25 protein-coding genes are annotated in these 20656 nt (G+C 61.4%); 15 read left to right on the top strand and 10 right to left on the bottom strand.

The features are described from left to right. Positions 1 to 10: 10 nt before the first annotated feature. The 3 genes from NDJ82_RS00290 to NDJ82_RS00300 all read left to right on the top strand — a co-directional run bounded on the left by NDJ82_RS00290 (position 11) and on the right by NDJ82_RS00300 (position 1913). Positions 11 to 1000 (top strand): 2-hydroxyacid dehydrogenase, encoded by a 990-nt coding sequence (locus tag NDJ82_RS00290; RefSeq protein WP_250924740.1) that lies wholly within the window; start codon positions 11 to 13, stop codon positions 998 to 1000. A 71-nt stretch (positions 1001 to 1071) separates the two neighbouring features. Next, a complete protein-coding gene (locus NDJ82_RS00295) occupies positions 1072 to 1512 on the top strand; it encodes a hypothetical protein (protein ID WP_099586985.1) in 441 nt (146 codons plus the stop codon). Continuing rightward, positions 1509 to 1913: an META domain-containing protein gene (locus NDJ82_RS00300; RefSeq protein ID WP_099586986.1), complete on the top strand. Its 405-nt coding sequence runs from the start codon at positions 1509 to 1511 to the stop codon at positions 1911 to 1913. Before NDJ82_RS00295 ends, NDJ82_RS00300 begins: the two co-directional genes overlap by 4 nt. 65 nt (positions 1914 to 1978) lie before the next feature. Here NDJ82_RS00300 and NDJ82_RS00305 read toward each other — a convergent pair whose 3' ends face one another. Then, positions 1979 to 2440, bottom strand: coding sequence for a TlpA disulfide reductase family protein (locus tag NDJ82_RS00305; RefSeq protein WP_250924741.1), 462 nt, complete (start codon positions 2438 to 2440; stop codon positions 1979 to 1981). A 115-nt stretch (positions 2441 to 2555) separates the two neighbouring features. On the opposite strand from NDJ82_RS00305, the gene arsC reads away from it, so the two are divergent. Genes arsC through NDJ82_RS00320 form a run of 3 tightly spaced genes read left to right on the top strand, consistent with a single transcriptional unit; the run spans position 2556 to position 3917 of the window. Further along, complete coding sequence (gene arsC, locus NDJ82_RS00310) at positions 2556 to 2909, top strand: arsenate reductase (glutaredoxin) (RefSeq protein ID WP_099586988.1); 354 nt, start codon at positions 2556 to 2558, stop codon at positions 2907 to 2909. After that, positions 2906 to 3520 (top strand): NAD(P)H:quinone oxidoreductase, encoded by a 615-nt coding sequence (wrbA, locus tag NDJ82_RS00315; RefSeq protein ID WP_250924742.1) that lies wholly within the window; start codon positions 2906 to 2908, stop codon positions 3518 to 3520. The genes arsC and wrbA overlap by 4 nt, the downstream gene beginning before the upstream one ends. Beyond that, the gene (locus NDJ82_RS00320) at positions 3504 to 3917 is read left to right on the top strand and encodes a DUF2069 domain-containing protein (RefSeq protein ID WP_250924743.1); all 414 of its coding nucleotides are present in this window, start codon (positions 3504 to 3506) and stop codon (positions 3915 to 3917) included. The genes wrbA and NDJ82_RS00320 overlap by 17 nt, the downstream gene beginning before the upstream one ends. A 38-nt stretch (positions 3918 to 3955) precedes the next feature. On the opposite strand, the gene NDJ82_RS00325 is transcribed toward NDJ82_RS00320, so the two are convergent. Both NDJ82_RS00325 and ttcA read right to left on the bottom strand, forming a co-directional pair. After that, complete coding sequence (locus NDJ82_RS00325; protein ID WP_250924744.1) at positions 3956 to 4627, bottom strand: DNA-3-methyladenine glycosylase I; 672 nt, start codon at positions 4625 to 4627, stop codon at positions 3956 to 3958. A 68-nt stretch (positions 4628 to 4695) separates the two neighbouring features. Further along, positions 4696 to 5520, bottom strand: a complete 825-nt coding sequence (ttcA, locus tag NDJ82_RS00330; protein WP_250924745.1) for a tRNA 2-thiocytidine(32) synthetase TtcA — start codon at positions 5518 to 5520, stop codon at positions 4696 to 4698. A 264-nt stretch (positions 5521 to 5784) separates the two neighbouring features. On the opposite strand from ttcA, the gene NDJ82_RS00335 reads away from it, so the two are divergent. Next, complete coding sequence (locus NDJ82_RS00335) at positions 5785 to 6387, top strand: Yip1 family protein (RefSeq protein WP_032889661.1); 603 nt, start codon at positions 5785 to 5787, stop codon at positions 6385 to 6387. 128 nt (positions 6388 to 6515) lie between these two features. Beyond that, positions 6516 to 7010 (top strand): SprT family zinc-dependent metalloprotease, encoded by a 495-nt coding sequence (locus NDJ82_RS00340; RefSeq protein WP_032890037.1) that lies wholly within the window; start codon positions 6516 to 6518, stop codon positions 7008 to 7010. Between the two features lie 84 nt (positions 7011 to 7094). Here the strand turns inward: NDJ82_RS00340 and NDJ82_RS00345 are convergent, their stop codons facing one another. Further along, on the bottom strand, positions 7095 to 8258 hold the full coding sequence (locus tag NDJ82_RS00345) for a CaiB/BaiF CoA transferase family protein (protein WP_250924746.1): 1164 nt from the start codon (positions 8256 to 8258) through the stop codon (positions 7095 to 7097). Between the two features lie 159 nt (positions 8259 to 8417). Between NDJ82_RS00345 and tusD the strand changes: the two genes are divergently transcribed. The 6 genes from tusD (at position 8418) to NDJ82_RS00375 (ending at position 11854) form a co-directional block, all read left to right on the top strand. Continuing rightward, entirely contained in the window at positions 8418 to 8810 is a 393-nt protein-coding gene (tusD, locus tag NDJ82_RS00350; protein ID WP_158878062.1) for a sulfurtransferase complex subunit TusD, read from the top strand. A 1-nt stretch (position 8811) separates the two neighbouring features. Beyond that, positions 8812 to 9162, top strand: coding sequence for a sulfurtransferase complex subunit TusC (gene tusC, locus NDJ82_RS00355; RefSeq protein WP_099586993.1), 351 nt, complete (start codon positions 8812 to 8814; stop codon positions 9160 to 9162). Beyond that, entirely contained in the window at positions 9162 to 9440 is a 279-nt protein-coding gene (tusB, locus tag NDJ82_RS00360) for a sulfurtransferase complex subunit TusB (RefSeq protein WP_112195880.1), read from the top strand. Before tusC ends, tusB begins: the two co-directional genes overlap by 1 nt. Next, positions 9437 to 9772: a TusE/DsrC/DsvC family sulfur relay protein gene (locus tag NDJ82_RS00365; RefSeq protein WP_099586995.1), complete on the top strand. Its 336-nt coding sequence runs from the start codon at positions 9437 to 9439 to the stop codon at positions 9770 to 9772. The genes tusB and NDJ82_RS00365 overlap by 4 nt, the downstream gene beginning before the upstream one ends. Next, positions 9769 to 10770, top strand: a complete 1002-nt coding sequence (locus NDJ82_RS00370) for a glycosyl transferase family protein (RefSeq protein WP_250924747.1) — start codon at positions 9769 to 9771, stop codon at positions 10768 to 10770. Before NDJ82_RS00365 ends, NDJ82_RS00370 begins: the two co-directional genes overlap by 4 nt. 88 nt (positions 10771 to 10858) lie before the next feature. Beyond that, the gene (locus tag NDJ82_RS00375; RefSeq protein WP_250924748.1) at positions 10859 to 11854 is read left to right on the top strand and encodes a glutathione S-transferase family protein; all 996 of its coding nucleotides are present in this window, start codon (positions 10859 to 10861) and stop codon (positions 11852 to 11854) included. Between the two features lie 105 nt (positions 11855 to 11959). On the opposite strand, the gene cysG is transcribed toward NDJ82_RS00375, so the two are convergent. Genes cysG through NDJ82_RS00405 form a run of 6 tightly spaced genes read right to left on the bottom strand, consistent with a single transcriptional unit; the run spans position 11960 to position 19458 of the window. Beyond that, on the bottom strand, positions 11960 to 13354 hold the full coding sequence (gene cysG / locus NDJ82_RS00380) for a siroheme synthase CysG (protein WP_112195886.1): 1395 nt from the start codon (positions 13352 to 13354) through the stop codon (positions 11960 to 11962). Then, complete coding sequence (serS, locus tag NDJ82_RS00385; protein ID WP_250924749.1) at positions 13355 to 14635, bottom strand: serine--tRNA ligase; 1281 nt, start codon at positions 14633 to 14635, stop codon at positions 13355 to 13357. It abuts the gene before it with no gap. A gap of 16 nt (positions 14636 to 14651) precedes the next feature. Continuing rightward, positions 14652 to 15026 carry a fluoride efflux transporter CrcB gene (crcB, locus tag NDJ82_RS00390; RefSeq protein ID WP_099587000.1) on the bottom strand — a complete coding sequence of 125 codons (375 nt, stop codon included), beginning with the start codon at positions 15024 to 15026 and terminating at the stop codon, positions 14652 to 14654. Further along, entirely contained in the window at positions 15023 to 16348 is a 1326-nt protein-coding gene (locus NDJ82_RS00395) for a replication-associated recombination protein A (protein WP_099587001.1), read from the bottom strand. Before NDJ82_RS00395 ends, crcB begins: the two co-directional genes overlap by 4 nt. Positions 16349 to 16371: 23 nt before the next feature. Continuing rightward, positions 16372 to 16995 carry an outer membrane lipoprotein periplasmic chaperone LolA gene (gene lolA / locus NDJ82_RS00400; protein WP_112195892.1) on the bottom strand — a complete coding sequence of 208 codons (624 nt, stop codon included), beginning with the start codon at positions 16993 to 16995 and terminating at the stop codon, positions 16372 to 16374. 54 nt (positions 16996 to 17049) lie between these two features. Further along, on the bottom strand, positions 17050 to 19458 hold the full coding sequence (locus NDJ82_RS00405) for a DNA translocase FtsK (protein WP_099587003.1): 2409 nt from the start codon (positions 19456 to 19458) through the stop codon (positions 17050 to 17052). Between the two features lie 496 nt (positions 19459 to 19954). Between NDJ82_RS00405 and aat the strand changes: the two genes are divergently transcribed. Then, positions 19955 to 20635 (top strand): leucyl/phenylalanyl-tRNA--protein transferase, encoded by a 681-nt coding sequence (gene aat / locus NDJ82_RS00410; RefSeq protein WP_099587004.1) that lies wholly within the window; start codon positions 19955 to 19957, stop codon positions 20633 to 20635. The last annotated feature ends 21 nt before the right edge of the window (positions 20636 to 20656 follow it).

Genomic DNA, 20656 nt, shown 5'->3' on the forward strand with positions numbered 1-20656 from the left:
AGCATTTTCAATGCGCGTGATTCTTTTCAGCAGCCAGACCTACGACCGCGACAGCTTCCTCGGCGAGCCGCTGCCACCGGGCCTGGCGCTGCAATTCCAGCCTGCCCGGCTCACTCTCGACACCGTGGCCCTGGCCGAACACCACGAAGTGGTCTGCGCCTTTATCAACGACGACCTCAGCGCCCCGGTGCTGGAACACTTGGCCAAAGGCGGTACCCGGCTGATTGCCCTGCGTTCGGCGGGATACAACCATGTCGACCTCGCCGTCGCCAGGCGCCTGGGCCTGAGCATCGTGCGCGTGCCAGCCTACTCGCCCCATGCGGTCGCGGAGCACGCTGTCGCGCTGATCCTCGCCCTCAACCGCCGCTTGCATCGCGCCTACAACCGCACCCGCGATGGTGACTTCAGCTTGCACGGCCTCACCGGTTTCGACCTGGCGGGCAAGACGGTCGGTGTGGTTGGTACCGGGCAGATCGGCGCGACATTTGCCAGAATCATGGCCGGGTTCGGATGTACGCTGCTCGCCTACGACCCCTTCCCCAATCCGCAGGTCCAGGCCTTGGGCGCGCAGTACGTGAGCCTGCCCGAGTTGCTCGCGCAAGCGCAGATCATCAGCCTGCACTGCCCGCTGACCACCGACAGTAAACACTTGATCAACGCCCGTGCCCTGGCACAGATGCAGCCCGGCGCGATGCTGATCAATACCGGTCGCGGCGGTCTGGTGGATACGCCGGCATTGATCGAAGCGCTCAAGGACGGCCAACTCGGTTATCTGGGGCTGGATGTCTACGAAGAAGAAGCCCAGCTGTTTTTCGAGGACCGTTCGGATATGCCTCTGCAAGACGACGTGCTTGCGCGCCTGCTGACCTTCCCCAACGTGATCATCACCGCGCACCAGGCGTTCCTCACCCGCGAAGCCCTGGCGGCCATTGCCGGCACCACCCTGGCCAACATTGCTGCATGGGCTGATGGCCGGGCGCGGAACCTTGTCGAAGGTTGATCAGCGGTCACATACCAGGCTCATGATGAGCAGGCACCCGTGATAGGATGCCGCGCCTATTTGGAGGATCCATGGCCGAACACGATTTCCGCTTCAGCTTGCTGAGCCCGCAACACACCCTGATCGAATGCCGCGCCCTTGTGCCGGGCCGTTACCAGGTCACCGGCAACGGTGGTTCGATCAAGCACGGCGACGTGCTGATCGTCACCCTGCGCGGCAGTAAAACCCTGTCGATGCGCCTGACCGTCGAAGGCGATGCGCGCTACTCCATCCGCCCGGCGGGCCAATGGGTCGCCATGGCCCAAGGGCCTAAATTCGGCGAGCTGGAGATTCACACCTGGAAGGTCAACTGCGACAGCTGCGACACCGTGCTGGAGTTTGAATTCGCGGTGGAAACCAAGCTGAGCAAGGAGCCGCTGCAGCCTGCCGCCAACGCGCGCATCAAGGAACTGGGCTGGGCCAGCGAAGGCGACAAGCACCGCTGCCCGAAATGCCAGAAGGCTGCGCAATGAAAGGCCTGCTTCTGCTCGCCGCCGTCGGCGCGGCACTGAGCGGCTGTGCCGGTGACGCGGTCAAGCTCAAGCAGGATCACAGTTACGTGGTGGAGTGGATTGGTGAGCGGCCGTTGATGGACTACGCCCACCTGACCGTCACCCTCGGCGCCGATGGTCGCGCCTACGGCAATGGCGGTTGCAACCACTGGTTTGCGCCATACACCGTCGAGGGCGACAAGCTCAGCTTCGGCAAGCTCGGCAGCACCCGCAAGCTCTGCGCCGAGGCCCTGATGGAGCAGGAACACCGCTTCTTCCAGGCTCTGCAAGGCGTACAGCGCTGGGATATCTCGCCGATCGAGCAGACGCGCTTCTGGCCGGCCGAGGGCAAGCCGATTCGCCTGTGGCCCGAAGAGGGCTGATCCCGACTCTGTGACTAAATGTGGGAGGGGCAAGCCCGATCCCACATTTGTTTGGAGTTGCTGCTTTAACCGCGCAGGGCCTTGAGTTTGGCCATTACGCCTTCCGCGGTCTGCTCGCCCATCAACTGCTCACGCACCTTGCCCTTGTCATCGATGATGTAAGTCACCGGCAGGGCCTCGCTGCGCGGAATGTCGAAGATCCCGTCCGGATTCTGTGCCAGCACGGTGAACTTGATGCCCAGCTTGTCGCTGGCGGCTTTCAGTTCCTCCCCCTGCACGTTATCGAAATTGACCCCGAACACCCCGACGTTCTGTGCTTTGAGCTGCTCGGCCAAGGCATTGAGCTCAGGGATTTCCGTGCGGCATGGGCCACACCATTCTGCCCAGTAGTTGACCACCAGCCATTGCTTGTCGAGGCGCTCGGCCGCGACTTTCTGGCCATACTGGTCAACGCCATAGTCATTGCCGCAGCCGCTGAGCAGCAAGGTTGTAATGATCGCCAATGCACCGATCAGTCGACGTGTCATGGGGTAATCCTTCGCAAAAATGAACGTTGGCTGCGACCTATCGCCTCTTACGGTTTAAGGACGGGGCGCAGCGCGGGTAGAATACCCGCCACCTTACGCAAGATGCGACCCGCACATGACCGATCTGACGCTTTATCACAACCCGCGCTGCTCGAAATCCCGCGGTGCGCTCGAACTGCTTGAAGCCCGCGGCCTTGCCCCAACCGTGGTGCGCTACCTGGAAACCCCGCTGGACGCGGCGCAAATCAAGGCCTTGCTGGCCAAACTGGGCCTCAGCGCCCGTCAGTTGCTGCGCACCGGCGAAGACGAATACAAAAGTCTCAACCTGGCCGACGCCACCCTCAGCGAAACCCAACTGATCGCGGCCATCGCCGAACACCCCAAGCTGATGGAACGCCCGATCCTGGAAACCGCCGACAAGGCCATCATTGGCCGCCCACCAGAAAACGTACTGGAGATTCTGCCGTGACCACACCGTATGTGCTGGTGCTGTATTACAGCCGCAACGGCTCGGTCAGCGAAATGGCCCGGCAAATTGCCCGTGGTATCGAGCAAGGCGGTATGGAAGCGCGTTTGCGCACCGTGTCGGCGATCTCCACCGAATGCGAAGCCGTGGCGCCGAGCATTCCGGACGAAGGCGCGTTGTACGCCAGCCTCGATGATTTGAAAAACTGCTCAGGCCTGGCCCTGGGCAGCCCGACGCGCTTCGGCAACATGGCCGCGCCGCTCAAGTACTTTATTGATGGCACCAGCAACCTGTGGCTCACCGGCGCTCTGGTCGGCAAGCCTGCTGGCGTGTTCACCTCCACCGCCAGCCTGCACGGCGGCCAGGAAACCACGCTGATGTCGATGCTGCTGCCGCTGTTGCACCACGGCATGTTGATCACCGGCCTGCCCTACAGCGAACAGGCATTGCTCGACACCCAGGGCGGCGGCACGCCGTATGGCGCCAGCCATCATGCCGGGCCGGACGGCAAGCGCATGCTCGATCAACACGAAATCGCCCTGTGCCGGGCATTGGGCTTGCGCCTGGCTACCACCGCCACGCTGCTGGAGAATGGCCGTGGCCAAAAAGCCTAAAGTCCTGCCGCCCCAGGCGTGGCTGGAGCCGCGTGTAAAGGCGGCACGCGCATTGAGCCTGCTGGCATTTTTTGCCCTGGTGGGCTTGCTGTGCGGGTATTACCTGTTCGTCGCCGACCTGCACGGCGCACGCCCGTGGGTGATCCTGCTGATCGAGCTGGCGCCGCTGCTGTTGCTGGCGCCGGGCATGATCAGCGGCAGTGCGCGGGGGCATTCGTGGATGTGCTTTGCGGTGAACCTGTATTTCATCAAGGGCGCGCTGGCGGCGTACGACCCGAACCGCCAGTGGTTCGGGGTGCTGGAGATGCTGACGAGTCTGGCGGTGTTTTGCACGGCGCTGGTGTATGTGCGGTGGCGGCATCAGTTGGATCGGCGGTTGGCAGCCAATCACCCGTAGCTGTCGAGCGCTACGGGGGTGTTACTTATGGCGTCGGCTCAGTGGTTGACGGTGTAGGCCAGCATCATCGACAACTGGCACATAGGTCGCCCGCTCTCGGCATGCCACTGGTTGAACGCGCCCTGCACCGTCGCCAGATCGCGCAGGCTGGTCGGCGCCTTGTCGACGATTTTCTGTGCATTCAATGCTGCCACCACGTCATCACTCGGCACAAACGTATCCTTACCCACCATCCGCAAGAAGCGCGGCGCCGACAGCCCGCCCAACTGGTGGCCGTGCTTGCTCAGGTACTTCCAGAGCCCGACGATATCGGTGACCGGCCAGTCGGCGATAAACGCGCCGAAGCTGCCTTTTTCTAGCTCAATGTCCAGCATCATCTGCGCGTTGCGCGGCACGCTCTTGAGCTTGCCCAGGTGACGGATGATCCGCGTGTCCTGCATCAGGCGTTCCAGGTGCTCGGCGCCCATCAGCACGACTTTTTCCGGGTTGAAGCCGAAGAACACCTGTTCGAACGCCGGCCATTTGGCGTCCACCACGCTGTGCTTTAAACCGGCGCGAAACACTCGCAGCGCCAGGGTCGACAGATAACGGTCATCACTGATCTTGCGCAATTGCGCCGGTGTCTTGGGCACCGGCAGGTGGGCTTCCAGTTGAGCCGCTGAACCAAAGCGGTTCAGACAATATTCGTGCAGCCACTTGTAATCGCGCATGCCCTCTCCTGGGGATTGAAAATGAAAACGGCGCCCGTAAGCGCCGTCTTTCAGAGCGTTGAGTTGCGTCAGAGGTTCACTACGTTGACGAAGCGCGAGGCGGCCGTCTCGTCGATTTTCAGGCTGGTGAAGTCAAACAGGGTGCGGTCGGCCAATTGTGATGGCTGTACGTTCTGCAAGCTGCGGAAAATACTTTCGGTGCGCCCCGGCGTCTTGCGTTCCCACTCCACCAGCATCTCCTTGACCACCTGGCGCTGCAGGTTTTCCTGGGAGCCGCACAGGTTGCACGGGATGATCGGGAATTGCTTGAAGTCGGAGTAGGCCTGGATGTCCTTCTCGTTGCAATACGCCAGCGGGCGGATGACTACGTTGCGCCCGTCATCGGCGCGCAGCTTGGGCGGCATGGCCTTGAGGGAGCCATTGAAAAACATGTTGAGAAAGAAGGTTTCGACGATGTCGTCGCGGTGGTGCCCCAGGGCCATCTTGGTCGCACCGATTTCATCGGCAAAGGTGTAGAGCGTGCCACGGCGCAGGCGCGAGCACAGCGAGCAGGTGGTCTTGCCTTCCGGAATCAACTCCTTGACCACCGAGTAGGTGTCTTTTTCGACGATGTGGTACTCGACGCCCAGGGCTTTCAGGTAGGCCGGCAGCACGTGCTCCGGGAAGCCTGGTTGTTTCTGGTCCATGTTGACGGCGACGATCTCGAACTTGATTGGCGCGACCTTTTGCAGGTGCAGCAGCACGTCAAGCAGGGTGTAACTGTCTTTGCCGCCGGAGAGACAGACCATGACCTTGTCGCCGTCCTCGATCATGTTGAAATCGGCGACCGCTTCACCGGCCAGGCGACGCAGGCGTTTTTGCAGTTTGTTCTGGTTGACCGTAAGAGTGCCCATGGCGCTTGGATCCGCTGCTGGTGTGACGAAAAGCCGGGTATCTTACCGATGTCGAGTCCCCACATTCAATGTGGGCCAGCATTCCAATCTGCGATTAGGCCCACTGTTTACAGTGCGATTTGCTCTAAAGCCCCTACAGTTATTCAGGTCATCCCTTCCTATACTGCGACGTGAGGTCGCACATCTATATCCAGACCTTTCAGGCCAATTGGCCCGTGGGCGCTCCGATGGGGGGCGATGGCAATAACGACAGGAGTGACTGGCATGATCCATCACGTCGTGGGGCTTTTTACCCATCCCGACCAGGAATGGCGGGAAATCCGTGGCGATAAAGAAGAAAGCATCGGCCACATGTACCTCACTCACACGCTGATTCTCGCGGCGATCCCTGCGATATCAGCGTTTATCGGCACCACCCAGGTGGGCTGGGTCATCGGTAACCGGGCGCCGGTGATGCTGACCCAGGAAAGTGCGTTGTGGATGACCATCATGTCCTATGCCGCCATGCTCGGCGGCGTGGCGGTGATGGGCGCGTTCATTCACTGGATGGCCCGTACCTACGACGCCAACCCCAGCATGGCGCGCTGCGTGGCCTTTGCGACCTACACTGCCACACCCCTGTTTATCGGCGGGCTGGCGGCACTTTACCCACATATGTGGCTGGGCATGGTCGTGGGCACGGCGGCAATCTGCTACACGGTGTACTTGCTGTATGTAGGCCTGCCGACGTTCATGAACATCGACCCGGACGAGGGCTTCCTGTTTTCCAGCTCGGTACTGGCTGTAGGCCTGGTGGTCCTGGTGGCGATCATGGCGTTTACCGTTATCGTCTGGGGCCTGGGTGTTGGCCCGATCTACACCAACTGACCTCACAGCCCCTCAGGCAAGGCCACCGCAAGGTGGCTTTGTGCGTTATGCATGACCATTCGGCACCTGACAGATTCGGAAACACCCGGCTTTGCGGCATACTGGGCCTCTCTGGAGATAGGTACAGCATGCCCGAGCAACTCAATACCCGCGTCGAAGATTGTTTCCTGCAAGCCGAATCCTTTTTCAAACGAAGCTTCAAGCGCCCCCAGGTCAGCCTCAAGCTGCGGGGCCAGAAAGCCGGTGTCGCGCATTTGCACGAGAACCTGCTGCGCTTCAACCCACAGTTGTACCGAGAAAACAGTCAACATTTCCTCAAGCAGACCGTGGCCCATGAAGTGGCGCACCTGATCGCCCATCAATTGTTCGGTGAGCGCATCCAGCCCCATGGCGAGGAATGGCAGTTAATCATGCGCGGGGTCTACGAACTGCCGCCAGACCGCTGCCACACCTATGCCGTGCAGCGTCGCCAGGTAACCCGCTATATCTACCGCTGCCCGTGTGCCGATAGCGACTTCCCGTTTTCGTCGCAGCGTCATGGCATGGTGGCTCAGGGACGGCGGTATTTGTGTCGGCGGTGTCGGCAGACCCTGGTGTTTACCGGGGAAACCCGCGTGGAGTGAGGGCCAAATCGGGGGCAAGCCCCCTCCCACATTTGGAATGCATTTTAATGTGGGAGGGGGCCGCCCCCGATAGCGCCGGGTCAGTCACCCAACCACCTTGGCCCGCCGCAGTTCCGCTATTCGCTGAGCGCTGAGGCCCAACTCCGCCAACACCTCATCACTGTGCACCCCCACCGCCACACCAATATGTCTCGGCGCCGGCAACCCCTCGGAAAACTTCAGCGGGCAAGCCAGTTGCGCCTGGGTCGAACCATCGCCCCTCGGCACCTGGCTGACCAACGCCCGCGCCTTCAACTGCGGGTGTTCAACGGCCTCGCTCAGGCTCAACACTGGCTCTACACACGCATCCACACCGGCAAATAACTCGCACAGTTCATCAAAGCTGCGCTTTTCGAATTCCACTTGCAGCGCCCGCTTGAGCGCAGGATCGAGGCCCAGTGCCGCCAGCTCCGGCCGCCCGAACGCCGCGCACAGTTGCTGCATAAACGCCGGCTCCAGGCTGCCCACCGACATCCAGCGCCCATCACGCGAGCGGTAATAGTCATAGAAACTGCCGCCATTGAGCACATGGGTTTCCCTTTCCGGCTGCACGCCGCAGGCCAGGTAACCGGCGCCAGCCATCGCGTTCAGGCTGAATGAGCAGTCGGTCATGCTCACATCCAGGTATTGACCGACACCCGTCTGCTGGCGAGCAATGACCGCTGCGAGCAAACCCACCACGGCATGCAACGAGCCGCCGCCCACATCCGCCAACTGCACGCCCAACGGCAGCGGCCCGCTGTCCTGGCGCCCGGTGTAGCTGGCCACGCCCGCCAGTGCCAGGTAGTTGATATCGTGGCCGGCGCGATCCTTATACGGGCCGGTCTGGCCATACCCGGTGATCGACACATAAATCAGCCGGGGGTTGAGCGCTTTCAAGGCCTCATACCCCAGGCCCAGGCGCTCCATCACGCCGGGGCGAAACTGTTCGAGCACGATGTCGTAGTTCTTGACCAGCGCCCTTACGATGTCCAGGGCCTCGGCCTGCTTGAGGTCCAGCGCCAGGCTGCGTTTATTGCGATTGAGGTAGGCGTGGCTCGCCGAGGTGCCTTGGTCATGGGGTGGCAGCACGCGCAGCAGGTCCATGCGCGTGGGCGATTCGATACGCAGCACCTCGGCCCCCATGTCCGCCAGCATCAACGAAGCAAACGGGCCAGGTAGCAAGGTGGAAAAATCCAGCACTTTGAGGGACGCCAAGGGACCTGACATTTGGGGGCTCCACTTTCGCTTCGAATGCCCACAGACTAGGCAGCCTTACGCCTACCGGCAATCGTCAGAACAATCACCGACAGTGACCGTTTTGATCACGGCGGGCTTTTTCGCGGCGGCGGCTTTATCATTGGCCCACGTTTGCTTGCCGAGTGTTCCATGAAGTTCGCGATTGCCCTGTATTCCGCCGCCCACGCGCCCTCCTCGCGCCGCGCCCTGCTGTTCGCACAGGCCGCGCTGGCCGGCGGGCATGAGATTGTGCGGTTGTTTTTTTATCAGGATGGCGTGTACAGCGCGTCCAATAACGTTGTCGCGCCCCAGGATGAGCAAGACATCGCCCGCCAATGGCGTGAGTTTGTCAGCACTCATCAGCTGGACGGCGTGGTGTGCATCGCCGCTGCCCTGCGCCGTGGCGTGCTCAACAGCGAAGAAGCCACGCGCTATCAACGCAGCGCGGTCAACCTGGATGCACCGTGGGCGCTGTCAGGCCTTGGGCAATTGCATGATGCGATCCAGGGTGCCGACCGCCTGATCTGTTTTGGAGGGCCGTGAGATGTCCAAATCCCTATTGGTGATCAGCCGCCAGGCGCCGTGGTCCGGGCCTAGCGCGCGGGAAGCGCTGGATATCGTGCTGGCCGGTGGCGCGTTTGATCTGCCCATCGGCTTGCTGTTCATGGATGACGGCGTGTTCCAACTGGCGCCGTGCCAAGCCGCCAAAGCCGTGCAACAGAAAGACCTGAGTGCCAATCTGCAGGCCCTGGGCCTGTTCGGCATTGATGACGTGTTCGCCTGCGACCACAGCCTGTCCGCACGCGGGCTGCCGCCACCCGCCAACGCGCAGTCGCTGGACAGCCAAGCCATTTCCCAATTGATTGACCGTTACGACCAGGTGATTACCCTCTGATGTCGACTCTACATGTGGTGTCTCATTCCCCGTTTACCGACAGCCGCCTCGACAGTTGCCTGCGCATCTGTGGCGCCGGGGACGCAATCCTGCTGTGTGGTGACGGCGCCTACGGCCTGCACACGCCCGCCCTGCAAACCAAAGGCGTGAAGGTGTTTGTGCTGGCCGAAGACATGCAGGCGCGCAATCTGCCACTACCGGACTGGGCTGACAGCATGGACTATCCCGGTTTCGTGCAACTGTCGATCGACTACGACAAGGTCAACACCTGGCTATGAACACCCTGACCGTAGGCGAGCGCCGCCTCGAACTGGACAAGGACGGCTACCTGGTCGATCTGGACGACTGGTCCACCGAAGTCGCCAATGCCCTCGCCGCCGCCGACAACCTGGAGCTGACGCCGGCCCACTGGGAAATCCTCGAACTGTTGCGCGGGTTTTATGCCGAATTTCAGCTGTCCCCGGCCACGCGCCCGCTGATCAAATACACCGCCCTGAAACTTGGCCCGGAGAAGGGCAACAGCCTGCACCTCAACCAACTGTTCAACGGCACTCCCGCCAAACTCGCCGCCAAGCTGGCGGGCCTGCCCAGGCCGACGAATTGCTTATGACCGACTTTGCCCCACTGACCCTGCAAACCCCTGCCGAGCACCCGTTTGCGCCATTCGTGCGCATCCTGGGCAAAGGCAAGCGCGGCGCGCGTAACCTCACCCGCGAAGAAGCCCGTGAAGCCATGGGCATGCTGCTCGACGAAAAAGTCGAAGACACCCAACTGGGCGCCTTCCTGATGCTGCTGCGGCACAAGGAAGAAAGCGCGGAAGAACTTGCTGGCTTCACCGAAGCCGTGCGCGAACGCCTGGATGCCCCGGCACTGAACGTGGATATCGACTGGCCGACCTACGCCGGTAAAAAGCGCCACCTGCCGTGGTTTCTGCTGGCGGCCAAATGCCTGGCACAGAACGGCGTGCGCATCCTGATGCACGGTGGCGGCGCCCATACGGCGGGCCGGTTGTACACCGAACAATTGCTGCAAACCCTGCAAATTCCCCTGTGCCGCAACTGGCAACAGGTCGGCGCGGCGTTTGACCAGGGCAACCTGGCGTTCATCCCGCTGGGCGACTGGGCACCGCAGCTGCAACGCATGATTGATTTGCGCAACACCCTGGGCCTGCGCTCGCCGATCCACTCCCTGGCGCGGCTGCTCAACCCGTTGAACGCCCGTTGCGGCCTGCAAAGCATTTTCCATCCGGGCTATCAGGGCGTACACCGCGACGCCAGCGGCCTGCTTGGCGATAACGTGATTGTGGTGAAAGGCGACGGCGGCGAGATCGAGATCAACCCCGACACGATCAGCCACCTGTACGGCACTACCGGCGGCGAGAGCTGGGATGAAGAATGGCCCGCCCTCTCCGCCCAGCGCCATGTCAAACCGGCAACGCTGGAGACAGAGCATTTGAAAGCGCTGTGGCGCGGTGATGTGGAGGACAGCTACCCACAACTGGCGCTGATCGCCACCATGGCCCTGGCCTTGCGCGGCCTGGGCCACCCACGGGAGCAGGCGTTCGAATTGGCCCGGCAGTACTGGGCTGCGCGGGATAAATCGATTTAATCGATCATTCACCCGCAGTCTTTGCGCTTTTAGTTCGAACTCATCCCTTTAGACTGGGCTCCAACGCTTATTAGCCAAGGAGCCAGTCATGGGTTTACTGATCAAAGGACACTGGAAAGACCAGTGGTACGAAAGTAGCGCAGACGGCGCTTTCCAACGCGAACAGGCGCAGCGCCGCCACTGGGTGACGGCCGACGGCCAGCCTGGCCCGAGCGGCGATGGCGGCTTCAGGGCCGAGGCCGGTCGGTATCACCTCTATGTGTCCCTGGCCTGCCCATGGGCTCACCGCACCCTTATCCTGCGCAAGCTCAAAGGCCTCGAAAGCCTCATCGGTGTGTCCGTGGTCAGCTGGCTGATGCTGGAAAACGGCTGGACCTTCGATAAGGCCCACGGCTCCACTGGCGACGCGCTGGATAATTTTGAATTCATGCACCAGCGCTACACCGCCGATACGGCCGACTACACCGGCCGCGTCACCGTGCCGGTGTTGTGGGACAAGCAGCTCCAACGCATCGTCAGCAATGAGTCGGCGGAGATCATCCGCATGTTCAACAGCGCGTTCAACGGGTTGACGGGCAACACCCTGGACTTCTATCCCGAGTCACTGCGCACAACCATCGACGCGCTGAACGAACGCATTTACCCGGCCGTGAACAACGGCGTGTATCGCGCAGGCTTTGCCACGTCGCAGCAGGCGTATGCAAGCGCGTTTGATGATGTGTTTGCCGAACTTGATGACCTGGAGCAGCACCTGAGCGACCATCGCTACCTGGCCGGTGAATACCTGACCGAGGCAGACGTGCGACTGTTTACCACACTGATTCGTTTTGATGCGGTGTACTACAGCCACTTCAAATGCAATCTGCGGCGGATTGCGGATTATCCAAACCTGTCGAACTGGCTGCGGGAGTTGTATCAGTGGCCTGGGGTGGCCGAGACGGTGGATTTCGAGCACATCAAGGGGCACTACTATGCGAGCCATCGGACGATCAATCCGACGGGGATTGTGCCGAAAGGGCCGTTGCAGAGGTTTGATGCCGAGCATGATCGTCGGCGCTTGAATGGTTCAGGGGTTTTGAGCTGATCCACGAGATGGTTGTGTCTGAGGGACTCATCGGGGGCAAGCCCCCTCCCACATTTGGAATGCATTTTAATGTGGGAGGGGACTTGCCCCCGATGCTTTCAGGGCTCACACCTGAGACTGGGCGCCTTCAAACCACTTGAGCTTCTCGCGCAACACCACCACCTCACCCACGATCACCAATGTCGGCGCATGCACTTCATGCTCCGCCACCATGCGTGGCAAGTCGGCCAGGGTACCGGTGAACACACGCTGGTTCGAGGTGGTGCCCTGCTGGATCAACGCTGCCGGTGTATCAGCGGCGCGACCGTGCTTGATCAGTTGCTCGCAGATGATCGGCAAGCCAATCAGGCCCATGTAGAACACCAGCGTCTGCGACGGCCCCACCAGATCCTGCCAGGGCAGATCCGACGTACCGTTTTTCAGGTGCCCGGTGATAAAGCGCACCGATTGCGCGTAATCGCGGTGGGTCAGCGGAATCCCGGCATACGCCGCGCAGCCACTGGCCGCCGTGATGCCCGGCACCACCTGGAACGGGATGCCATGGGCCGCCAATTCCTCGATTTCTTCGCCACCACGCCCAAAGATGAACGGATCGCCACCCTTGAGGCGCAGCACGCGCTTGCCTTGCTTGGCCAGATCCACCAATTGCTGGTTGATCTGGTCCTGCGGCACGGCATGGTCGGCGCGACGCTTGCCGACATAGACCCGCTCGGCATCACGACGGCACAGCTCAAGAATCGCCGGGGCGACCAGACGGTCGTACAGCACCACATCGGCTTGCTGCATCAGACGTAGCGCACGGAAGGTCAACAGGTCAGGATCGCCCGGGCCTGCGCCCACCAGGTAAACCTCACCCGGCGCGTACGGCGGTGCACCGTTGACCTTTTCAATCAATAAACGCTCAGCCTCATCGCCCTGCCCGGCCAACTGACGGTCGGCAATCGGGCCCTGGAACACTTCTTCCCAGAACGCCCGACGTTGCTGCACATCCGGGTACAAACCTTTGACCTGGGCACGAAAACGCGCCGCCAACCCGGCCAATTGGCCATAAGTCGATGGAATCCAGGTTTCCAGCTTGGCGCGGATCAAGCGTGCCAACACCGGCGCATCGCCGCCGCTGGACACCGCAATCACCAACGGCGAGCGGTCGACAATCGCCGGGAAGATCACGCTGCACAAGGCCGGCGCGTCCACCACGTTGACCGGTACACAGCGACGCTTGGCATCACTGGATACTTGCGCATTGAGTGGCTCGTCGTCCGTCGCGGCGATGATCAGGGTGCAACCATCAAGGTCGGGCTCCTGATAACCACGCACGTTCAGTTCCCCGCCACTGCCCAGCACCAATTCACGCAACTGGTCTTCGATCTGAGGAGCAACCACCCGCAGCACTGCGCCGGCGTCGGCCAGCAGCCGGGACTTGCGCAAGGCAATTTCCCCGCCACCAACGACCAATACACGGCTGCCGCGCAGATTATGAAACAGCGGCAGAAATTCCATTTAGCCGATGACCTCAACGCCGGCCATGTACGGCTTGAGCACTTCAGGTACACGGATCGAACCGTCAGCCTGCTGGTAGTTTTCCAACACCGCCACCAGGGTACGGCCTACGGCCAGGCCCGAACCATTGAGGGTGTGCACCAGTTCCGGCTTGCCGGTTTCCGGGTTACGGAAACGCGCCTGCATGCGACGGGCCTGGAAATCACCGCAGTTGGAGCACGACGAAATCTCGCGGTACTTGTCCTGGCTCGGCACCCACACTTCCAGATCGTAGGTCTTCACGGCGCTGAACCCCATGTCGCCCGTGCACAGAGCCAGCACGCGGTACGGCAGCTCCAGCAGTTGCAGCACGCGCTCGGCGTTGGCGGTCAGGCCTTCCAGGGCTTCCATGGAGGTCGACGGCTCGACCACTTGCACCATCTCGACCTTGTCGAACTGGTGCTGGCGGATCATGCCACGGGTGTCACGCCCCGATGCGCCGGCTTCACTGCGAAAGCACGGGCTGTGGGCCACGAACTTGAGTGGCAGTTGCTTGGCGTCGAGGATCTCGCCAGCGACGATATTGGTCAGCGACACTTCGGCGGTCGGGATCAGGTACAGGTCGGCTTCGCCGTCGCGGCTGATCTTGAACAGGTCTTCTTCGAACTTCGGCAACTGGCTGGTACCCATCAGCGCCGGACCTTGCACCAGATAAGGGGTGTAGGCCTCTTCGTAGCCGTGCTCGCAGGTGTGCAGGTTGATCATGAACTGCGCCAGGGCACGGTGCATGCGCGCGATCGGTCCGCGCAGCAACGCAAAGCGCGCGCCGGACATCTTGGCGGCGGTTTCGAAATCCAGGCCACCGGTCAATTCGCCCAGGGCAACGTGGTCCTTGATCTCGAAGTCAAAGGCTTTGGGCGTGCCCCAGCGGCGGACTTCGACGTTGCCGTCTTCGTCTTCACCCACTGGCACAGATTCATGCGGAATGTTGGGGATGCCCAGCAGGATCGAATCCAGCTCGGATTGAATGCCCTCCAGCTCGACCTTGCCGTCGGACAGCTCGGTGCCCATGCGCTCGACGTCCGCCATCAGCGGCGCGATGTCTTCGCCGCGCTGCTTGGCCTGACCGATGGATTTGGAACGCGCATTACGCTCAGCCTGCAGTGCTTCGGTGCGGGTCTGGACGGTCTTGCGCTGTTCTTCCAGCGCTTCGATGCGCGCAACATCCAAGGCAAAGCCACGGGATGCCAGGCGGTCCGCTACGTCCTGAAGGTTGCTACGTAACAGTTTGGAATCGAGCATGTCGGTCTCTCGTTTATCAAAGTTTGGTCAAGGACAGGCCGGCCCAGGTCGCGAGCAGCCCGCCGAATACACTGATGGCAGCGTAGCCAATCGCCAGCGGCATTTGCCCGCTTTCCAGCAGGCGTACGGTATCCAGTGAAAAGGATGAAAAGGTCGTCAGGCCGCCAAGAAAGCCAACCATCAGCCCGGCGCGCACCTCAATCGGTACTTCGGGACGCACCAGGAACAGGCCGTATAAAACGCCGATCAACAGGCAGCCCACGATATTAACGGCCAGCGTCGCGGTATAGAAGTGCTTGGGCCAATTCGCGCTGATCCAATTACCCGTCGCAAAGCGCAGCAGTGTACCCGCGATACCGCCCGCCGAGACGGCGACCACCAAGGGAATCATGATTTTCTCCGCTGTCTGGGACTTAAACGATCGAGTGCGGCCAGATGATTGAGCTTCTCGCCGATCTTCAGCTCAAGACCACGGGGCACCGGCTGATAGAGCGGCAACGGCTCAAGCTCATCGGGGAAGTAGTCTTCACCGGCGGCATAGGCATCCGGCTCATCGTGGGCATAGCGATATTCGTCGCCGTAGCCGAGCTGTTTCATCAATTTGGTCGGCGCATTGCGCAAGTGCAACGGCACTTCGAGGGAGCCGTATTCGGCCGCGGCACGCAGCGCCGACTTGAAGCCCATGTACACCGCGTTGCTTTTCGGCGCGCAGGCCAGGTAGGTGATGGCCTGGGCCACCGCCAACTCGCCTTCCGGGCTGCCGAGGCGCTCCTGCACGTCCCACGCGGCCAGACACAGGCTCAGGGCACGGGGATCGGCGTTACCGATGTCCTCGCTGGCCATGCGTACCACGCGGCGCGCCAGGTACAACGGATCGCAACCGCCGTCGATCATGCGCGCAAACCAGTACAACGCGCCGTCCGGGTTGGAGCCGCGCACGGATTTGTGCAGCGCCGAGATCTGGTCGTAGAAAGCTTCGCCGCCCTTGTCGAAGCGCCGGCGCGTGTCGCCGAGCAGGCTTTGCAGCAGGTCGACGCCAATCTCGCTGCCGTCTTCGGCTAGGTCGGATGCGTTCTCCAGCAGGTTGAGAAAACGGCGACCGTCGCCATCGGCAGCGGTGAGCAGAATCTTGAAGCCTTCTTCGCTGACACTCAGCTGGCGCTTGCCCAGGCCCTTGTCTTCACTCAAGGCGCGGTGCAGCAGCTTTTGCATCGCCGCCTCGTCGAGGCTCTTGAGCACATACACGCGAGCCCGCGACAGCAACGCGTTGTTCAGTTCGAACGAGGGGTTTTCGGTGGTGGCGCCAATAAAGATCAGCGTGCCGTCTTCGACGTAGGGCAGGAAGGCATCCTGCTGCGACTTGTTGAAGCGATGCACTTCGTCGACAAACAGGATGGTGCGCTTGCCGTATTGCCCGGCCTGCTGCTTGGCGACGTCCACCGCCTGGCGGATTTCCTTGACCCCGGCCAGCACCGCAGACACCGTTTCGAAGTGTGCATCCGAGACTTTCGCCAGCAGCCGCGCCAGGGTGGTTTTACCCACGCCCGGTGGCCCCCAGAAAATCATCGAGTGCAGCGCGCCCTGCTCCAGGGCTTCGCGCAATGGCTTGCCGCGAGCGAGCAGGTGTTCCTGACCGACGTACTCATCCAGGTTGGTCGAACGCAAGCGTGCGGCCAAGGGTTGGGCAATCGGGTCACTTCGAAACAGGTCCATGGGCAGCGTTTGAAACCTCTGGTTTATTCCTGGATCACGTCGGCACCCTTGGGGATGTCGAACTTGAACTTGGAAGCCGGCACCGGCTGGTTGGCCTTGACCCCGGAGAACAGGATATCGGTGCGCTGGCCGACGCTGTCGATCAGGCGCATGTTGTTGATCACGCCATTGCCGAACGACAGGGACAGCGTGTCAAACAGCGTGTCCTTGGATTTGGGCTTGAGGGTGAATTCGATCACGTTGCTGGTTTGCTTGGAGGTGATATCGAAGCTGTCGTTGATCTTCGACACGTCGCCCGACAGCAACAGCGCAGGCGTCTGGTTCAGGCGTGGGTCGAGCTTCTTGATGGTCGCCTGCTCCAGGTCCGGGTCCCACAGCGTAACTTTCTGGCCGTCCGAGACGATGGTCTGCTCGGCCTTGCCTTCGGTGTGCCAGTAGAACAGCCCCGGGCGCTGCACGGCCATTTCCCCTGCCGTTTCCTGCAAGCGAGTACCGCCGGCATCCAGGGTCAGCTGGGAAAAGCGTGCGGTCAGGGTCTGGGATTTGTCCAACAGGTTCTTCAGGCTGGCGACGGAGGCCGGGTCAGCGTGAGCCGAAACAGCGGTCAGGGCCAGTGCCGGCAACAACAGCATGCGGATAAAGCGCATGGGAGTCCTCATTGAGTAGTCAGGGCGCGCCGCGTGCTGCCACGCGGCACGGAGTCAGTCGCGCATCTGCCCAGGGGCAATGATTTCACGCGAGCCGTTGGTGTTCATTGCGGTGACGACGCCGGCGTTTTCCATGGCTTCGATCATGCGGGCGGCGCGGTTGTAGCCGATCTTCAGCTTGCGCTGTACCGCAGAAATCGAGGCCCGGCGGCTTTCCAGCACAAATGCCACGGCTTCGTCGTACAGCGCGTCGGTCTCGGCATCATCGTCGCCACCGCTGCTGCCACCGTCGAAACCGCTGCCAGCTTCTTCAACGCCGGCAAGGATGTCATCGTTGTATTCAGGCGCGCCGCGCAGCTTCCAGGCTTCCACCACGCGGTGCACTTCATCGTCGGACACGAAAGCGCCGTGCACACGGATCGGCAGGCTGGTGCCCGGCGGCATGTAGAGCATGTCACCGTGGCCCAACAGTTGTTCGGCGCCGCCCTGGTCGATGATGGTCCGCGAGTCGATCTTGCTCGACACCTGGAACGCCATACGCGTCGGGATGTTGGCCTTGATCAGGCCGGTGATCACGTCCACCGACGGCCGCTGGGTAGCAAGGATCAAGTGGATACCGGCCGCTCGCGCTTTCTGGGCGATACGGGCGATCAGCTCTTCAACCTTCTTGCCGACGATCATCATCATGTCGGCAAATTCGTCGACCACCACCACGATGGTCGGCAGCTTGCTCAGCAGCGGTGCTTCGTCGTGGATGCTTTCGCGCTTGTACAGCGGATCGGTCAGCGGCGTGCCGGCGTCCTGGGCTTCCTTGACCTTCGCGTTGAAGCCCGACAGGTTACGCACGCCCATCTTCGCCATCAGCTTGTAGCGGCGCTCCATCTCGGCAACGCTCCAGCGCAGGGCGTTGGCGGCGTCCTTCATGTCGGTGACCACCGGGCACAGCAGGTGCGGAATGCCTTCGTAGATCGACAGTTCGAGCATCTTCGGGTCGATCATGATCAGCTTGGCGTCTTCCGGGCCGGACTTGAACAGGATCGACAGGATCATCGCGTTCACCCCCACCGACTTACCGGAACCGGTGGTACCGGCCACCAGCAGGTGAGGCATTTTCGCCAGGTCAGTGATGACCGGCTTGCCGCCGATGTCATGGCCCAGGGCCAGGGTGACCGGCGATTTGAAGTTGTCGTATTCCGGCGTCGACAGCACTTCGGAGAAACGCACGATCTGGCGGTCTTCGTTGGGAATCTCGATACCCACGGTGGTCTTGCCGGGGATCACCTCCACCACGCGCACGCTGGTCACGGCCAGGGAGCGGGCCAAGTCCTTGGCCAGGTTGGAAATGCGGCTGACTTTTACACCGGCGGCCGGCTGGATTTCGTAACGGGTAATCACCGGGCCTGGGTGGATCGAGTCCACCGAGACTTCGACACCGAATTCCTTGAGCTTGATTTCCAGCAGGTGGCCGACGGCCGCCAGGGATTCCGGTGAATAGTTGAGTTGTTTCTTTTCGGCCGGGTCGAGAATCGAGATCGGCGGCAAGGTGCCTTCCACGGCGCTGTCGATGAACAACGGCGCCTGTTTCTCTTTCTGCACGCGATGGCTTGGCTCGGGAGCCTTGGGCGGCGCCGGCGCAATCACCGGTGGCACCTGCTTCTCGCGGTCGGACATGTGCTTGCTCAGGGCCTGTTCGCGCTCGATAAGGCGCTCCTTGACCTTGGCCTGTTCGCGGCGGTCCGGTGTGCTCGGGGCCACGACCTCATTGATGCGGGTATCCACCTCGCGCAACTGGGCCACCATGCGCTTGCGATCGACACGGGCAGACCACCAACGGTTGGCGGCGCCTTGGAACAATTCGAGCAGGTCGAGGGTGATCTTGCCCGTCACATCCATCACCTTGAACCACGAGAGGTCGGTGAATACCGTGAGGCCGAACAGGAACAGCGCAATGAACATCAGGGTGCTGCCCTGGATATTCAGGGTCTTGCGCGCCAGGTCGCCAAGGCTTTCGCCGAGCGCCCCGCCCGCGCCCGCCGGCAAACCGGTAGGCGCGTGGAAATGAATATGGGCCAGCGCAGCGCCGGAGAGCACCAGGAACACCAGGCCGATCAGGCGCCAGGAGAACAGCCAGCCACTCCATTGCCACGGCTCGTGACGCTGGCGGAAGATCTGCCAGGTCTTGATCGCCAGCAGCAACGGGAAGATGTAAGCGAAGTAACCCAGCACCATGAACAGGATATCGGCGCTGTAGGAACCCACCGGACCACCGAAGTTCTGCACGTCGTCGATCTTGCTGTTGTGGCTCCAGCCCGGATCGTCCTTGCCATAGGTGAGCAAGGCCATCATCAGGAACAGACACAGCGCGCCGATAGCGATCAGCGCACCTTCCTTGAGTCGATAGTGCAGGTGCTGGCGCCAAGCCGGCACGACTGCTGCTTTAGGTGTTGCGGCGGATTTCTTCAAAACGGGTCTTTTCCTGCGCCTTTAGCGCGTCCATCTGTTGAATGACTGCAACTACTGCCCAATCCGAGCAGCTGAAAATAAACGAACGTCGTTGAATCTACGTTTAACGTCGAGCGATTGCGCAATGAAATGACGATAACGCCACAATGGCCGCATTGTACGGGTTTGTGTGCCTGATGCCACGCCACTTGGCTTTCTTCAGCCAGCATAGCCAATTGTGTGTCACAACATGTGCAATTTGAGCATGCATTGTCTTTGCTGACAAAGGCTTATGAGCTGTTTTTACCAATCCAGGCAAGCTTGGCAATTGGCCTGCATGGGCCGGCCCAGAATACGACCACACCCCCGGCATAGAGTTGCAGAAACACCCGCTCACGCTAATACGCAGCAATGGCGGATTCAAGCTGGCCCGATGGCGCTGCGTCGACAATAATCAGCACTGCCGAGGCGGGTGTCATACCTGCCACTCCCCTCCCCTTCCATAAGCCTGGATGCCATGCTGACCTGGTTGCAACGCGACACCCTGACCTTTCCACCGCTGGCCAAAGCCATGCGCGAACCCAATGGCCTGCTTGCCGCCGGCGGCGATCTATCGGCGGAGCGACTGGTCAAGGCCTACCGCCACGGCTGCTTCCCTTGGTTTTCGGAGGGTCAACCGATCCTTTGGTGGTCGCCAGACCCGCGCACGGTGATCTTCCCTGATGAACTCCACGTATCCCGCAGCCTGGGCAAGCTGTTACGCCAGCAGCGCTACACCGTGACATTCGACCAGGACTTCGCCGCCGTCATCCAGGCCTGCGCTGCGCCGCGCGCCTACGCCGATGGCACCTGGATCACCGAAGGCATCCAGAACGCCTACCTGGAGCTGCACAAGCGCGGCCATGCGCACTCGGTAGAGGTATGGGATGCAGGCGTACTGGTGGGCGGCCTGTATGGCCTGGCGATGGGCCAGCTGTTTTTTGGCGAATCCATGTTCAGCCGCGCCGACAATGCCTCTAAATTTGGCTTCGCTACACTGACGCGACAATTACAGGCCTGGGGCTTTGTGCTGATCGACTGCCAGATGCCCAACGATCACCTGCACAGCCTGGGTGCCCGCGCCATTCCTCGCAGTGAGTTCGCCGGTTTTCTACGCGACCACCTGGACCAACCCAACACCGGGCCGTGGGTTTCTTAGGCGACATCCGCGCACCTGGCT

The sequence above is a fragment of the Pseudomonas sp. SR18 genome (assembly GCF_023701505.1).
Classification (GTDB): domain Bacteria; phylum Pseudomonadota; class Gammaproteobacteria; order Pseudomonadales; family Pseudomonadaceae; genus Aquipseudomonas; species Aquipseudomonas cyclaminis.

Coding starts and splice junctions, on each gene's coding strand:
- NDJ82_RS00340 (WP_032890037.1), top strand. CDS start 6,516: ATGCCCGAGCAACTCAATACCCGCGTCGAAGATTGTTTCCTGCAAGCC.
- NDJ82_RS00345 (WP_250924746.1), bottom strand. CDS start 8,258: ATGTCAGGTCCCTTGGCGTCCCTCAAAGTGCTGGATTTTTCCACCTTG.
- serS (WP_250924749.1), bottom strand. CDS start 14,635: ATGCTCGATTCCAAACTGTTACGTAGCAACCTTCAGGACGTAGCGGAC.
- lolA (WP_112195892.1), bottom strand. CDS start 16,995: ATGCGCTTTATCCGCATGCTGTTGTTGCCGGCACTGGCCCTGACCGCT.
- NDJ82_RS00375 (WP_250924748.1), top strand. CDS start 10,859: ATGGGTTTACTGATCAAAGGACACTGGAAAGACCAGTGGTACGAAAGT.
- NDJ82_RS00300 (WP_099586986.1), top strand. CDS start 1,509: ATGAAAGGCCTGCTTCTGCTCGCCGCCGTCGGCGCGGCACTGAGCGGC.
- aat (WP_099587004.1), top strand. CDS start 19,955: ATGCTGACCTGGTTGCAACGCGACACCCTGACCTTTCCACCGCTGGCC.
- NDJ82_RS00370 (WP_250924747.1), top strand. CDS start 9,769: ATGACCGACTTTGCCCCACTGACCCTGCAAACCCCTGCCGAGCACCCG.
- NDJ82_RS00335 (WP_032889661.1), top strand. CDS start 5,785: ATGATCCATCACGTCGTGGGGCTTTTTACCCATCCCGACCAGGAATGG.
- tusC (WP_099586993.1), top strand. CDS start 8,812: ATGTCCAAATCCCTATTGGTGATCAGCCGCCAGGCGCCGTGGTCCGGG.
- tusB (WP_112195880.1), top strand. CDS start 9,162: ATGTCGACTCTACATGTGGTGTCTCATTCCCCGTTTACCGACAGCCGC.
- NDJ82_RS00295 (WP_099586985.1), top strand. CDS start 1,072: ATGGCCGAACACGATTTCCGCTTCAGCTTGCTGAGCCCGCAACACACC.
- NDJ82_RS00395 (WP_099587001.1), bottom strand. CDS start 16,348: ATGGACCTGTTTCGAAGTGACCCGATTGCCCAACCCTTGGCCGCACGC.
- NDJ82_RS00290 (WP_250924740.1), top strand. CDS start 11: ATGCGCGTGATTCTTTTCAGCAGCCAGACCTACGACCGCGACAGCTTC.
- NDJ82_RS00365 (WP_099586995.1), top strand. CDS start 9,437: ATGAACACCCTGACCGTAGGCGAGCGCCGCCTCGAACTGGACAAGGAC.
- tusD (WP_158878062.1), top strand. CDS start 8,418: ATGAAGTTCGCGATTGCCCTGTATTCCGCCGCCCACGCGCCCTCCTCG.
- NDJ82_RS00325 (WP_250924744.1), bottom strand. CDS start 4,627: ATGCGCGATTACAAGTGGCTGCACGAATATTGTCTGAACCGCTTTGGT.
- crcB (WP_099587000.1), bottom strand. CDS start 15,026: ATGATTCCCTTGGTGGTCGCCGTCTCGGCGGGCGGTATCGCGGGTACA.
- cysG (WP_112195886.1), bottom strand. CDS start 13,354: ATGGAATTTCTGCCGCTGTTTCATAATCTGCGCGGCAGCCGTGTATTG.
- arsC (WP_099586988.1), top strand. CDS start 2,556: ATGACCGATCTGACGCTTTATCACAACCCGCGCTGCTCGAAATCCCGC.
- NDJ82_RS00305 (WP_250924741.1), bottom strand. CDS start 2,440: ATGACACGTCGACTGATCGGTGCATTGGCGATCATTACAACCTTGCTG.
- ttcA (WP_250924745.1), bottom strand. CDS start 5,520: ATGGGCACTCTTACGGTCAACCAGAACAAACTGCAAAAACGCCTGCGT.